Below are 14,865 nucleotides of genomic sequence, written 5' to 3'. Positions count from 1 at the left end.
TGCATATAATCCAGTATGTCAGAAATTCCACCAGTTTTTATTAGTTATGCTCGTGATGCAGCCAGTGGTCAAGCGCTTGCTCGTGAGCTCTATCAGCGCTTGAAAGATGAGAACATTCCCGCATTTTTGGATGAGCATCGTATCCGACTAGGTCAGCGTTGGATAAGGCGTCTATCAGACGGTGTTGAGCACTGTAAGATAATGATTTCCGTGGTTTCTCCAGCTTCTCATGATCGGCCTTGGGTGGAAAAAGAATACATCATGGCTTCCAGAGTAGAGGCTTTGATTATTCCCGTACTGGCCAGCGAAGGGGATTTGCCTTTCCAAATCTGTGACCTTCAAGGTCTAGCATTGTTTGGTGAGGCTAAAGAGTCTAATTGGCTAAGTCTTCTGGATGAAATAAGAAGTACGCTCCCTGACACCTCACCAGAAAAACAACGCCAAGCAGAAACGGACTATCTCAATAAACTGTTACAAGACAACGACGACCGTGCTTTAGCATTTGCCAGTAAAGTCTACGCACCATTAGCCGGTGAATACCGCAAAGAGCGAAAACGAGTTGCCGTTGCTGCGATGTCACCACGCTTACGCCACCTTAAACAAACGCGCTATGACGAACCCTTAGACCCACAGGGTGAATGTACCGAACATGACGATATTATCGCTGCGTTTAGACAACATAAACGCCTCGTCATATTAGGTGAGCCGGGTGCTGGTAAGACCTTTTCCCTATGGCGTATTGCCGCAGAACAAGCGCAATTGGCTTTGAGCGATGGCGAGCAAGCGATTCCCGTTGTGATTCCGTTAAACCGTTGGGATGATCCAGCGCTGTTATTGCACGACTTTGTGTTATCGCAACTGGATGGTTTGGCTGAATCGTTCGATACGCTATACCAAGCAAAGCGCATATTGCCGCTGTTTGATGCCCTGAATGAAATTCCCTTTGACCAGCGTGAAGCAAAGCTGCCACAGGTGCGTGAATGGTTGAAAAACTACCCTTGCGAAGAGGTGTTACTGACCTGCCGCAAGCGTGATTATCGTGGACCGTTAGAGCAAGAACTTGACCGACTGACGATTGAACCACTTGATCCGCAGCGGGTTTATGACTTTCTTCATAACTACTTTGGTGGTGATGCTGCTGAGTCTGATATGGCAGACAAGTTGTTTTGGCAGTTAGCGGGTGGTGACGGCATACGAAAGATTTGGGAAAAGTGGAAATCAGAAGGTTATCAGGAGCATTGGGAAGACTTTTGGACGCTAAAAGAAATACCAGAGGAATGGAAAGGTGAAATTCTATTAGAGGGTAGCGCCAGAAGAGCCTGCTTAGATGATCCTCGTAGTATGATTAAACTGGCTGGTAATCCCTACCTTCTCTATCTGATGGTGGAAATATACTATAAGCATCAACAGTTACCTGAAAGTCGTATTGAGTTATTTGGCGAGTTTGTTGAGGATCTGATCTATCGCGAAACGGAGGCTCGTCCAGAAAACCATTACTCAAAAGCCGATCGAGATACGCTACAAAATGATTTAGAAGAATTAGCTTGGCAGTTGCAATGTTTGACCGACTCAATGAAGGGGGTTAGAACTATATTATCGCGTGAGATTGCTGAGGACATCATGCCATTAGCGAGCCTTGAGTTTTCAGAAGCGGCAAGTTTGCTGGATTTGACCAAAGATAATGTGCGTTTTTCTCATCAATTACTTCAAGAGTTTTTCACCGCACAAAGCTTCGGGGAGCGTATTAAAAATGGACTAAAAGCGTCTGATCTTTGGTTGCCAAAGAATTGGTGGGAACCGAATGGCTGGGAAGAGGCCGCAAAACTTGCAGCAGATTATGAATCGAACCCTTTAATCTTCTTAATATGGTTAGCTGAAGGCAACCCCAAACTCGCCTTTGAAATCGCACGTGACCAAAATCTACTAGATCAGAAAGAAGCATTGTTTTCCAGTTATAAGGCAGTATGGCAAGCGGCTATTACCGACGTTCGTAACTATCCTCATCCTCATGAGCGTCATGCTATTAGTACAACACTTGCATGGTTGGATTGGGATGAGCGCTCTGGTATTGGTCTAAATGAATTGGGCTTACCTGATATTCATTGGTTGGAAGTATCAGCCGGTGAATTTATCTATGGTGAGAAAGAAGAGCAGCAAGCACTTAGTTTAGATGCTTTTGAGGTCAGTCGGTTTCCGGTGACTAATCGGCAGTTTCATGCATTTGTCGATGCCGGTGGTTATGAGAATGAGCAGTGGTGGGAAGGTTTACAAAAAGAAGATGAACTACCTAAACATCGATGGAAAGAGAGTAATCGCCCAGTTGAGAATGTTGATTTTTATGAAGCAATAGCATTTTGCCGCTGGTTGTCTGTTGAAACTGGTAAGGACATTCGACTGCCAACTGAACAGCAGTGGGAAAAGGCAGCTAGAGGGACTCAAGGTAAAGAATACCCCTGGGGAGATGAGTATATTTCAGGTTATGCTAATATTAATGAAACTTGGAATCATAAGAAAGTTGGTGAATTCAACATAGATGAGACATGTGCGATTGGTGTCTACCCGCTTGCCAAGTCTCCTTTTGAAGTGATGGATATGAGTGGCAATGTTTGGGAGTGGTGTCTCAATAAGCAGAGCGAAACTGCAATGGTTACCCCCGACCTATCCGATGATAGTCGTGTTGTTCGCGGCAGCTCTTGGGGCTTCGATTCACAGGACTGTCGTGCTACTTGTCGCTCCTTCAAGCTTCCACAGCATCGGTACTACCATCTGGGTTTTCGTTTAGTGTGTTGTTTTCCTCCCGTTTCTGATCACTGATCTACTGAGCACCGTCCCACTGTTTCGCCGCGCAGCGGCGGATGATTTTCGTACCCCAAATATTGCTGTCTTCTGATATTCTTTAAAAGCCCTTCGGGATCGGGTCATCCGGTAAAATAGCTGTGGTTGTGTATAAGTGTTTTGATTTTGCACTCGGTATTGAGGGCTGTTTCATAATGGAACTAGCACACTAACAGGCACAGCAAATAACTTGTCCCCAAACGGCACAATACTCTCGCCATCATAAAATACCACGCCTGCTGCAAACTGTTCGCCAATCGCGTCTCTTAGTTTGCTCAGGCCTTTGAAGTCGCTTTTGGTCACAGTGGCAGCCGCTTTGATTTCAATACCTGCTACCTTGAGCCCTTGCTCAATCACAATATCGACTTCCACTTTGTCTTTATTGCGGAAGTGATAAAAGCTCAGTTGTTGCTCGTGCCAGTCTGCGTACTTTCGCAGTTCTTGATAAATAAAGGTTTCCAGTAATTGACCAAGGAGTGCTCTGTCTTGCCAGAGCATGTCGCTAGTGACGCCAAGCAATGCACAAGCAAGCCCAGTATCTGCAAGGTGTAACTTGGGTGTTTTGATTAATCGACTGAGTCGGTTACTGTGCCAAGGTTGTAGCTGCTCAATCAAAAAGACTTGCTGTAATAGTGTTAAATACTCTCGAATCGTTGGCGCACTGAGTGCAAAGGGTGCACCAAGGTTAGACGCATTGAATAAACGAGAAGTTTGCCCAGCAGCCATACTTAATAAGCGAGGTAGCATCTCAAGTTTTTGAATGCGTGTTAAGTCTTGTACATCACGCTGAACAATGGTCGTGATGTAATCCCTGTACCAATTAGCGCGTCGTTTTTCAGTAGGTCTGGCTAGTGCCGCAGGGTATCCACCTTTAACGATCGTCTCTGCAAGTGACTCGCCCAAGCGACGGTATTGGCTGTTATTGGTTGCCGTACCAAAATCCGATGCAAACAACTGGCTCAAAAAATTAGGCTTTTGGTTACTCGTTTCCACGCATGATAAAGGGCGTAAGTGAATGATCTCCATGCGTCCTGCGAGTGAGTCAGCAAGCTTTGGCAGCAATAAAATATTGGCAGAACCCGTTAGGATAAAGCGACCCGCTTTACGGTTTTTATCAACAGACGCTTTGATGCTGGTAAACAACTCAGGGATACGCTGTACCTCATCCAAAATAACGTACTCAGGCAAGCTTAGTATGAAGCCGATAGGATCGGCCAACGCGGCCTGTCGCTGTAGGTCATCGTCAAATGAAATGTAGTGGTAGCCAAGGGCTTCACCAAGCTGTAGTGCTAAGGTTGTCTTGCCACATTGGCGCGTTCCGTGAATGAGAATGACAGGGCTGTCTTCTATCGCATCTTGCAGGATAGATTTAGAGAAGCGAGGGTAGTGCTTTGCTTGTGTTGTCATTGATCGTCACCAAACGGATAGAAAACTTCGTCTAATTGTAAATATAGTTTCGTCTAATTGAAAGTTTTGTTTCGTCTAATTGAAAATAACAAGCTGGCTAATTGTAGATTTAGTTATTCAAGTACAACTACAGAGAGGTTATGCAAAAATTACTTAAACACCACTAAGAGAGCTTCCATGCCAACAAAATACGTAAAAATAGCCGTCTTCGTCCCAGAAGAAAACGCCGAAGCAGTCCGCCTAGCACTCTGTAACGCAGGCGCAGGAAAACGAGAAGATAGTAACTACAGTCATTGCACATTCTCAACCAAAGGCATCGGCCGCTTCCTCCCAGAAGACGGTGCAAACCCACATATCGGCACGGTTGGTGCGCTAGAAGAAGTTGCAGAAGAGCGCATCGAGACCATCTGTTTACGCAGCCTACTACCAGAAGTATTAGTCGCAATGAAACAAGCTCACCCCTATGAAGAGGTGGCTTATGATGTGTGGAGTTTGGAGGACTAAGTGATCTAGCTTTACTAGCTAGTTTGAACGACCACTTTTGATCGACGCAGTTTCTTCCAAAGTGGCTCTGAGCGACTGAGTACTACCGCAAAAAACAGCAAGGCACAGCCGATAGTTTGTAGTGGCGACATACTCTGACTAAAGAATAACAGTGAAAATATGGCTACCCAGACAGGTTCTAATGTCATCAGTACAGAGGCGTGTCCAGCACTGGCAAAGCTCTGTCCCCATGTTTGAATTGAGAAGCGCAAGCAGCTTGTTATCAATATGCTTGCCACCACTATGCTCCAGATTGATGGTGCGTGGTCAAAGCTCCATGTTTCTATGAATAGGGATGCAACGAGTGCGCAAAAACCGGTAATCAGCATTTGACTGGTTACCAGCACTGACGTTGCATACTGTTTTGATAGCCGACCATTTAATATGAAAAACAGCGCAAAGACGACGGCTGCAATCATAAATAGAAACTCGCCGAAGCCAATTTTGAATTCGTTTTCTAAGAACAAACAGCCAAGCCCAAGCAGTACAATAGGTAATGATACCCAGAGTAGTTTGGATGGACGTTCACCAAAAAATACGGCAATTACGGGCACTAGTAAAAAGCTGATATTCAGAATAAATGCACCAACAGACATATTGGTGACATAGGTCATCCCAAATACCCAAATAGTGACACCTGTCGTAAAAAATAGGCTTGAGGTGAGGATGGGCACAATGTCTTGTCGCTTAATGACAGAGAAAGCGCGCCAGCAAAACAAAAGCAAAATTAATCCTGCACAGGTAAATCTCAGGCTAATAAACTGAAGTGGCGACATGCTACTGAGTACTTCTTTGGAGAAGAACCAACCTAAGCAAGCGAGTAGGGTAGAGATGATGATTAAGACATCACCTTTCAACGCATTAGACACGGGACTGCACTCTGAACAAAGGATGAAGTGTCACAAAGAAGGACTGTATTAGCTAGTCATTTGTTGTGACTTTTTTAAATCTATTTAACAAGGTTTACCTTGTAGTGCGGTCAACCAGCTAGGCGCATCTTGAAGGCAAACGGGACGTAAAAAACGCGCTAGTGCGGCATCACCGACAGAGGTTGTCATTGGTGCTGTAGAGGATGGGAAAGGCCCGCCATGATGTTGTGAGGCTGTCACAGCAACACCAGTCGGTACGCCTTTAAATAACACACGACCTGCAATATCCATCGCGCTACGAACCAATGTTTGTGTGGAGTCATCGGCTTTTTCTGCACCCCAGATTGTTACCGTCAAAGAGCCTTCAACGACTTCTAAAACAGATAATACTTCTGCTTGAGAGTCGCAACGAATGATTAAGCAAGAAGGGCCGAAGATCTCTTCACGAAGCTCAGCTGTGGCAATGTATTGTGCTGCTGTTACCTGTGCTAAAAATGGTGATGGTGCTGCATCTTGAGGCGCATTCACTAGTACTTCGGCACCTTTTGAAGCCACTTCAACTAAATTATTATCATAAGCTGTGCGCATACCTGCCGTTAACATGGCATGTGGTGTTTGTACGGCTAGCGACTCAGCCAACTGAGCAATAAAAGTATCGGTCTCTGGCGCGTTTAGCGTGACTAAGGTGCCAGGATTTGTACAAAACTGTCCTGCACCCATCGCGATCGAGCCTGCTAAGGTTTGCGCTAATGCTTTGCCACCATCTGCTAATGCATGTGGTAACGCTATGACTGGGTTCACTGCACCTAACTCACCATAAAATGGAATAGGTCTTGGGCGTTCGTTAATAAGCTTTTGTAGCGCAACACCACCACGCGTTGAGCCTGTAAATGCACCGGCTGCAACCTTCGGGTGTTGAATCAAATACGCACCAACGTCATTACCAGCGCCTTCAATAAAGGTCACCACGTTAGCGGGTAAGTTTTGCGCTAACAGTGTTTGAGTGATGAGATCGAACACAGCACGAGACAGTTCTGGGTGACCCGCATGTGCTTTCACAATCACCGTACAGCCAGCCGCTAGCGCAGAAGCGGTATCGCCACCAAGCACCGAAAAGGCAAACGGAAAGTTACTCGAACTAAACATGGCAATAGGGCCAAGCGGCAGTTTTACGAGAGCCATACTGGGACGACCAACAGGTGGTGCTTCAGCAATGGCTGATTCATTGATCGAGCTAAAAGGCACACCGTCAGACGCTAATTGTGCAAACTTGCGCAGCTGAAAAGTGGTTCGCGCCAGCTCACCCGTCAAACGTGCTGAGCCTAGGTGCGTTTCTTTGTCAGCAAGTGGCACAAGCGTTTCGCTGTTTGCTTCTAGCGCGTCAGCCAAAGCATTAATGAAACGTGCTCGGGTTATGCCATCAGTCGTTGACCACTGCTTAAAGGCAGTTGCTGCAGCATCGACCGCTGTGTCTATTTGATCAGAGTTATAGTCAATCATCGCTTATTCCTTACTGGTATATAGGGTCGTGTGCAAAATTCATTTAGGTGGGACCTAGTCGTCAACTGACCCATAATTTCGCTGCTACATTTTTGAAAATAATGGAACTTGTATTGCAAGTTAGATGTTAGTCATAATACATGTAACTGTTTTACGGTCAACTCTAAATGTAAACTTGAGCTTTTTATGTTATTTTAGACCGATATATTTTTGTATTTTTTTAGAGATTCACTGGAGTTAAATAAGCGTGGTTGATAATAATAAAGCGGCCGTTAGTAATAACAAAAATGGTAATAAAGTGCCACGACCTAACTTAGTCAATCAAGTCAGTGCTGAGCTACGACAATTGATTGTGTCAGGGGCGTTGAGTGCGGGCGATAAGTTGCCAAGCGAAGCCGAATTAACCAGTAAATACTCGGTGAGTCGTACCGTGATTAGAGAAGCATTAGCGGCACTACGCTCTGACGGTTTGGTGGAAGCAAGGCAGGGTGCAGGTGTGTTTGTACTCGAAGGACAATCATCTTCGTTAACAGGGTTGTCTGCGGTTAACCCTGAGCGTATTTCTTCTGTGGTTGAGATGCTAGAGCTGCGTGCTGGCGTTGAAATAGAAGCGGCTGGGCTAGCTGCTATCAGGTGTTCTCCTGCTCAAGAAGAGCGTATTTTTGAAGTACTGGAAGCGTTCATATCGAAAGTCAGACAAAAACAGTCAACCAGTGAACTAGATCGCTCATTTCATTTGGCGGTGGCGAATGCAACTAACAATCCACGCTTTGCTGAGTTTTTAGAGTTGATGGGTGCGAGTGTTATTCCACGTTTGTCGCTAAAGGATGGCTCGGAAGCAGAACCAGCAACGTCTACTGAGTATTTAGAGCAAATCCACCAAGAGCATATGGCTATTGCTGAGGCTATTAGCCAGCGTGATGAGTCTGCTGCTAGAGATGCAATGCGACTACATTTGAAAGGTAGTCAGCAACGTTATCGTAAGTTATTACGTCCTTAACTTTCAACTTATCATATAAGTGATTTGACATTTGTATGATAAGTTTTATATTCTCCTAAGGGTGTTAGGTAATCTAACCCAATAAAAGGAGATCATTATGATGCACTACGATGAGTTAAAAGTGGCTTTGGGCGCGGGACTGTTGTCCTTTCCAGTGACGCCTTTTGATGGCAATGATTCGTTTAATGCTGACGTTTACCATAAACACGTGGCGTGGCTATCTAGCTTTGATGCGACGGTGTTATTTGCAGCGGGTGGTACTGGCGAATTTTTCTCTCTAGCGCCTGCAGAAGTACCGATCATTGTGGCTGCTGCAAAAGCTGCTGCGGGTGATACGCCGATTGTTGCGGGCTGCGGTTACGGTACTAAAATGGCTGTGTCGCTAGCACAAGCCAGTCAAAAAGCGGGGGCTGATGGTATTTTGCTACTCCCTCATTATCTTATCGATGCTTCTCAAGCAGGTTTGTTTAGTCATATAAAGGCAGTCTGTGACTCTGTTAATATTGGGGTAATGGTTTATAACCGTGATAATTCGATTCTCCAAACGAACACTTTGCTAAGGCTATGTGAGGCATGTCCAAACTTGGTTGGCTTTAAAGACGGCTCGGGTGATATTGGCTTGGTACGACAGATCACCGCAACAGTGGGCGACCGACTGACTTATTTAGGCGGCATGCCAACGGCTGAGTTATTTGCCGATGCTTATTTGGGGGCAGGCGTAACGACTTACTCTTCAGCTGTTTTTAACTTTGTGCCGGCACTAGCACAGCAATTTTACACCGCATTGCGAGCAGGTGATCACAAGCAAACAGAAAAAATCCTAAAAGACTTCTTTTATCCATTTATGGCTATTCGTAATCGTCAGAAGGGTTATGCCGTGTCTGCGATTAAAGCAGGCGTGAAGATAGTGGGCTTTGATGCAGGGTCGGTACGCTCTCCATTGACTGACTTGGATGCTCAAGAAATGGAGATGATGGCCGAACTGATTGCGCCGTATACTCCCTAGATTTACTTATTTAAGGCTGATAAGGCCTTTTTTTAGCCAAACATTAACTGTTAGTCAGGAATAATTGAGCTCTAACTGTTTTTACTTTCTAATCAACCGTATATAAGTTTTTCCATACAAAAATTATAACAATAAGTTTGGTGAGTGAATGTCACTCGCTGGCAAAAGGAGTCATTCCTTGGAAAGTAAGATACGTGTTGAATGTGTTCAAGATACGGCTGCATTTAACGCATTGAAAGGCGATTGGAATACATTAGTAGAGCATTCGATTCATCCGCAGCCATTTATATTGTGGGAGTGGATGTTTACGTGGTGGGAAGTATATCAACAGTCAGGTTATGAGCTGCTTATCTTAGGGGTTTATGATGACAAAAAGCTGGTTGCGATTGCCCCGTTTTATATTGATAACGCACATTGGTTGATGCGTCGTCGCTTGCGTATGTTGGGTGAGGGCGAGGCACGTGAAGACGAAGTTGTGAGTCACTATCCTGATGTGATTGCATTAGCGAGTCATCGTCAACAAACGACTGATGCACTGGTAGATTATCTACTAAGTAATGAGAAGAAGTGGACCTTAGGTCAATTTCGTTTCATGTTGGGTGGTTCGCTGTTAAATGAAATGCAGCAAAAATTATCCAAGGCTTTTGATCACTACACGGTAAGCAGTAGCCAGTCCTACGCGATACAGCTCCCAACAACGCCTGAAGGTTATGTAAATAGTCTAAGTCGCTCGATGCGAAAACAGTTTCGTTCGCGTTTAACTCGCATGGAAAATAGTGGTGAGCTGAAAATAATCTCAGCCCATGAGTTTGATGACCCACACGAGGCGATGGATATTTTGGAGCGTTTACACAGAGCGCGCTGGCAAGGGCGAGACAGTAGTAGTATTTTTGATTCTACTGCGTTTAAGACGTTTCATAAGATACTGCTAAACCGTTTATTGGATCAAGGTATTATCGATATTCGTGTGATGTATCACAATGGTGAAGCGATAGCGGCAGTGCATAATTTTAATTTCAAAAAGCGTTGTTACAGTTACCAAAGTGGCTTTAGTAGTCAGGATGATAAGCGTTTCTCGCCCATGGTGGTGTTTGATATTTTAGAGATTCAAGCGTTAGTTTCGGCTGGATATTTGGAATACGACTACCTGAGTGCAGAAGGCGATAACTCTTACAAAGCGAAGTTTAAGTGCGAGTCAGAGCCTGTGTATGAAACCTTGTGGCTTAAGCGTGGTTGGCAGTCTATTTTGATGCGGAGTTACCGTCGCACGCGTTCATTTGGTGGTCGCTATTACCGTTCTTTAAAGCAAGTTGACTTGAATGGCTTAGTTAACTCGATTATGGAATTCCCCAAGCGTGCGTTGCACCGATAAGCTAATAAAAAGTAATTCATTTAATCCATGTCTGATGCTTTTATTACTGTTAATCTTTTATAAAAGGTTAACAGTAAGTGTTTGTGTCAAACGTTAAATCACGCTCTTTAAAGTTGTGGTTGTCAGGATTAAATAATGAAATCAGTTGTAATTATAGGTGCCAGCCACGCTGCTGTTGATGCTATATCCACCTTACGCAAGAAAGGCTGGAGCGGAAAAGTTGTATTAGTGGGGGATGAAGTGCCATTACCTTATCACCGTCCACCACTCTCTAAAGCTTATCTCCAAGACCAGATCAGCGAAGAAAAGCTACTCATTCGAAATGAACAGTTTTACCAAGACTCAGATGTCACGTTGATGCTGGGGCGAAGAGCTGAATCCATTAATCGTGAAACCCATTCAATAACCTTAGATGGTGGCGAGACTCTGGCCTACGATAAGCTGATTCTTGCGACGGGTACACGTACTCGGTATTTCCCCATTAAAGGTGGCGACTTACCTTCAGTTCATTACCTACGCACTAAAGCTGATGCAGATCGTATCAAGACTCAATTAGTCTCAGGCAAAAAAATACTGCTGATTGGTGCGGGTTATATAGGTCTCGAAATAGCAGCTTCAGCAGTGAAAAGTGGGTGTGAAGTCGTTGTAGTTGAGTTGGCAGATCGCGTACTTGCTCGAGTAACAAGTCCTGAGGTTTCTAGCTTTTATCAACGCTTCCATGCTGAGCAGGGTGTTGATATTCGTTTAAATACGGGCGTGCAGTCAATGGAAGTCGCTGGCGCTGCTTATCGTGCGACGCTGAACACTGGTGGGACGGTTGATTTTGACGCTGTTGTTATCGGCATCGGTGTGGTGCCAAACGTTGAACTCGCTGAAGACGCAGGTCTTAGTTGCGATAACGGTATCTTGGTTAATGAGTTTGGAGCAACGGATGATGAAGATATCTATGCCGTAGGTGACTGTTCAAGGTATCACAGTCTTATTTATGATCGTAAAATTCGCCTTGAGTCTATCCCCAATGCGAGTGGTCAGGCGAGAACAGCAGCAGCGGCTATTTGTGCTGACGAAATTGCTTACAACGAAGTGCCTTGGTTTTGGTCGGATCAATACGATATTAAATTGCAAACGGCAGGCTTGTTTGAAGGCTATGACGAAGTGGTGGTTCGAGGTAATCCTTCTGAAAATAAGTTTTCGGTGTTCTACCTGAAAGCAGGGCGGGTGTTAGCCGTTGATGCTATTAACTCACCGATGGAGTTTATGATTGCTAAAAAACTTATTTTGGCGAAAGCAGTGCTTGAAGCATATGTGATACGTGACATGTCGATAAAGCCTAAAGATTTTTTGGGCTAAATTAATAGCGTGTTAGTAATGATGCGGATTGCAGTCGCTACCTCGGTGATAGAGATGTTTGAAAGGAGAAGGCTTGGTCAGAGTTGTCTCAAATTATAAATGTCTCACCCTTCGATGATTCAGATATTTCTCGTTTAACATTTACAAGTATTTCTTGGGTTTCCTGTAACAAGTACGCATAAAATCCATCCTTCAGTAGTGTCCGTTCTTGAACATCCATTGGTATAAATCGGCTCATCTCATCCTGAAACGGCTTACCATGAATAATATCAGGCAGGCGCTCTCGCATTTCATCCAGCTTGGTTAAGTAGTCGCTAATTTTATAGTCCTGAATCTTATTGTTAATCCAATCAGTATTTAGCGTAGCGCCTTGCTGTTTTAACCAACGCAAGTCCCAAATGTCACGGTGTCTGACATAGCGATGTGTATTGACTAGCGAAATGACTTTATCTGCCATGACTTCATTTAGTGACTCACATAAAACAAGGGTGTCGCTGTACCCATCGGGTAGGAAGTCATAGTTCACTTGTAGCGCACGTGGTTCTCGTGAGTAGCTTGGAATGTTGGCTATTTCAAGTTTGATTCGTTGCCTTGGTAGATCACGGCGTTCTGGTGATGTAACGATAGAGATTTGCCATTTATCAACATTAACCCCTTGGTATTCAGGCGCGTTTTTGAGCTCTGGTGGTTCTTTCACACTGACTTCAAGCTGGTAACGGTTACCGACATAGTGTTCGATACACGCTTTTATATCCAATAGTTTGTTGGTAGTAAAGTCACGTCCCCCTGTGAAGTCTAAGTCTTCACTAAACCTTGGTGAGCCATAGCAGAGTCTTAAGCTGGTACCGCCTTGGAAGGTCAGAGCGTTGAGTAGTCCTTCGTTATCCAAGGTGAAGAGTATGTCGTAGTGAAGGAGCTCTTTTTCGATAACAGGGCGCATATGGTTGCGTCCTGACACTGCCATCGCACGTTCAACTAGGGCTGGAAAGTCTGCTTGTTCAATCATGTGCCAGAGCCTTTTCGTCAACTAAGTGTAAGTTTCTGCCAACACGTTTTAGGTCTCGCCAAGCTGCATTGGCTTTGGCAAAACGTAATGGGCGGTTTACATCCAAAACATTTTTTAAAATATCACTGACGGCACGCTTAGTATGTGTGAACTCAATGGTGCCGTAAGGTGTTTTGTATGTACCTTTTCTGCCTGTAGTCATCACGGTTAGATGGTCGATGGGGATTTGAGAGATAGCACCATACTCAGAGAGGGCAGACTCAAGGCTGACGTAGTTGTATTCACCACGACGTAAGGTTTTAGCGATGTGTTCGATGGTGTTGGCGCCTGAGTGACTGCTGTGTGTGTATAAATAAGTGCCTTTCCCTACGCGTGTTAATAAGCCACTTTTAACTAAGCGGTTAACACCTTCTTTCAGTGTTTTTGGTTTGTCGTTAGGGAATAGTTTGCTGAGGTCGCTTAGGGTGTAAATATAGCGACCTTGCTTATCCCAGTGACTAAAGGTGTTGGTTGCAGATTGTTGATTCATAATTTAAGTCTACGTTTTGACTATTCATATATAGTCTATATGTAGACTTACTGCATGGCAAGTTTAGGATTTATAGGGGATGCTGTGAATAGCAGCAGTTGATTGGTGTTGGAATAGACTGCAACCTATGTGAATAAAAACAGGCTCCGATGATTTAATCATAAGGAGCCTGTTTCAGTTTAATGACTAATAATTAAAGCGCAGTCGTCGGCCCAAACACTTCGTAATGAAGCTGTTCATCTGTAAACCCAATCTCATTCAATAATGGTTTTAGTGCCTTCATAAACGGTAATGGCCCGCAGAAATAGACATGCGCTGATTTATTAGTAATCCAATTATTTAAAATTTCAGCAGTGATGTAGCCCGAATGGTCACCACCATCCCCCGTTTGAAACGCTTGTTTGAAGTTAATCGCTTCGCTCGCAATCAACGCTTGAATTTCAGGTTGGAATATTTGGTGTTCCTTACTTCGGCTGCACTCAATTAATGTAAGCGGTGACTTGTCAGTAGCGTTAGCTAGAGACTGTTGCAGCATTGAAAATAACGGCGTAATACCAACACCACCTGCAATGAAAACATGCTCTGGCGCATCTTCGACCAAGTTGAAACGACCATATGGGGCGCTCAGTTGTACGGTGTCACCTTGCTTATGTGCATGAAGGTCTTTTGAAACGATACCTTGAGACTCACTTTTGACCGAAAGACGGTAGTGGTTCGGTTCGCTTGACCAGTCTGATAGCGAGTATTGGCGAATTTGGTTAAAGCCACCAGCAACAGCAGGTAACTTGATAGACACGTATTGGCCACCTAAAAATTCCAATATTTCCTTTTCATCCGTCGGTACTAAAACAAACGAACTGACTTCTGGCGTTTCTTGGTGAATCTCTTTAATCGTAAAAGTTCTGAAGCCTCTCCAGCCGCCTTTTAACTGTTCGCTGTCAGTGTATAGCTGCTCTTCTGCTTGAGTAAATACGCTGGCTAATACGCCGTATGCCTCGCCCCAAGCCGTTAACGCAGGGTGCTTATCAGGTAGTCCAAGGACTGACTGTATCGCCTGCAATAAGCAACCACCAACGATAGGGTAGTGCTGCGGTAGGATACCAATACTGGCGTGCTTGTTTGCAATGCGCTCAACGGCTGGAAGCAGTGCGGCAAGGTTATCAATGTTGCAAGCGTAAGCTAATACAGCGTCAGCCAGTGCACGTGATTGAGAGTCATCGCGCTGGTTCGATGCGTTGAAGATATGCTTCAAATCTGGCTCTGCTTCAAATAGCGACTTATAAAAAGTGCTAGTGATGGTTGCACCATGCTCTTCGAGTAATGGAACGGTTGATTTGATGGTTTCGATTGTTTGTGCTGATAGCATGGTAAAGTCCAACTCTTAAAGATTCATTTAATATGAATGTTTAAATTACCTATGCCTTGTTGTATTGTCAATAACAGATGAG

The 14,865-nt window shown here is 44.5% G+C and carries 12 protein-coding genes; 6 read left to right on the top strand and 6 right to left on the bottom strand.

Annotation, left to right across the window (positions count from 1 at the left end):
* The first annotated feature begins 15 nt into the window (after positions 1-15).
* Entirely contained in the window at positions 16-2,814 is a 2,799-nt protein-coding gene (locus tag DKT75_RS00505) for an SUMF1/EgtB/PvdO family nonheme iron enzyme (protein ID WP_109821479.1), read from the top strand.
* A gap of 171 nt (positions 2,815-2,985) precedes the next feature.
* On the opposite strand, the gene DKT75_RS00500 is transcribed toward DKT75_RS00505, so the two are convergent.
* On the bottom strand, positions 2,986-4,242 hold the full coding sequence (locus DKT75_RS00500) for an ATP-binding protein (RefSeq protein WP_109821478.1): 1,257 nt from the start codon (positions 4,240-4,242) through the stop codon (positions 2,986-2,988).
* Positions 4,243-4,419: 177 nt separating this feature from the next.
* On the opposite strand from DKT75_RS00500, the gene DKT75_RS00495 reads away from it, so the two are divergent.
* Positions 4,420-4,746: a YqfO family protein gene (locus DKT75_RS00495; RefSeq protein ID WP_109821477.1), complete on the top strand. Its 327-nt coding sequence runs from the start codon at positions 4,420-4,422 to the stop codon at positions 4,744-4,746.
* A 14-nt stretch (positions 4,747-4,760) separates the two neighbouring features.
* Here the strand turns inward: DKT75_RS00495 and DKT75_RS00490 are convergent, their stop codons facing one another.
* Positions 4,761-5,654: a DMT family transporter gene (locus tag DKT75_RS00490; protein ID WP_109821476.1), complete on the bottom strand. Its 894-nt coding sequence runs from the start codon at positions 5,652-5,654 to the stop codon at positions 4,761-4,763.
* Between the two features lie 84 nt (positions 5,655-5,738).
* A complete protein-coding gene (locus DKT75_RS00485) occupies positions 5,739-7,154 on the bottom strand; it encodes an aldehyde dehydrogenase (NADP(+)) (RefSeq protein ID WP_109821475.1) in 1,416 nt (471 codons plus the stop codon).
* 247 nt (positions 7,155-7,401) lie between these two features.
* Between DKT75_RS00485 and DKT75_RS00480 the strand changes: the two genes are divergently transcribed.
* The 4 genes from DKT75_RS00480 (at position 7,402) to DKT75_RS00465 (ending at position 11,882) form a co-directional block, all read left to right on the top strand.
* Positions 7,402-8,154: a FadR/GntR family transcriptional regulator gene (locus DKT75_RS00480; protein ID WP_211665103.1), complete on the top strand. Its 753-nt coding sequence runs from the start codon at positions 7,402-7,404 to the stop codon at positions 8,152-8,154.
* A 97-nt stretch (positions 8,155-8,251) separates the two neighbouring features.
* A complete protein-coding gene (kdgD, locus tag DKT75_RS00475; RefSeq protein WP_211665101.1) occupies positions 8,252-9,160 on the top strand; it encodes a 5-dehydro-4-deoxyglucarate dehydratase in 909 nt (302 codons plus the stop codon).
* 178 nt (positions 9,161-9,338) lie between these two features.
* Positions 9,339-10,532, top strand: coding sequence for a GNAT family N-acetyltransferase (locus DKT75_RS00470; protein ID WP_158278762.1), 1,194 nt, complete (start codon positions 9,339-9,341; stop codon positions 10,530-10,532).
* Positions 10,533-10,667: 135 nt separating this feature from the next.
* Positions 10,668-11,882, top strand: coding sequence for an NAD(P)/FAD-dependent oxidoreductase (locus tag DKT75_RS00465; RefSeq protein ID WP_109821473.1), 1,215 nt, complete (start codon positions 10,668-10,670; stop codon positions 11,880-11,882).
* Positions 11,883-11,970: 88 nt separating this feature from the next.
* Here DKT75_RS00465 and DKT75_RS00460 read toward each other — a convergent pair whose 3' ends face one another.
* The 3 genes from DKT75_RS00460 to hmpA form a co-directional block, all read right to left on the bottom strand.
* Positions 11,971-12,888, bottom strand: coding sequence for a nucleotidyl transferase AbiEii/AbiGii toxin family protein (locus DKT75_RS00460; protein WP_109821472.1), 918 nt, complete (start codon positions 12,886-12,888; stop codon positions 11,971-11,973).
* Positions 12,881-13,417: a type IV toxin-antitoxin system AbiEi family antitoxin gene (gene abiEi, locus DKT75_RS00455; protein WP_109821471.1), complete on the bottom strand. Its 537-nt coding sequence runs from the start codon at positions 13,415-13,417 to the stop codon at positions 12,881-12,883. Before abiEi ends, DKT75_RS00460 begins: the two co-directional genes overlap by 8 nt.
* A 193-nt stretch (positions 13,418-13,610) precedes the next feature.
* Positions 13,611-14,783 (bottom strand): NO-inducible flavohemoprotein, encoded by a 1,173-nt coding sequence (gene hmpA / locus DKT75_RS00450; RefSeq protein ID WP_109821470.1) that lies wholly within the window; start codon positions 14,781-14,783, stop codon positions 13,611-13,613.
* Between the last annotated feature and the right edge of the window lie 82 nt (positions 14,784-14,865).

It is taken from the genome of Leucothrix arctica, from assembly GCF_003172895.1.
Lineage (GTDB): Bacteria > Pseudomonadota > Gammaproteobacteria > Thiotrichales > Thiotrichaceae > Leucothrix > Leucothrix arctica.
This window is presented reverse-complemented; position numbering and strand designations above follow the sequence as displayed.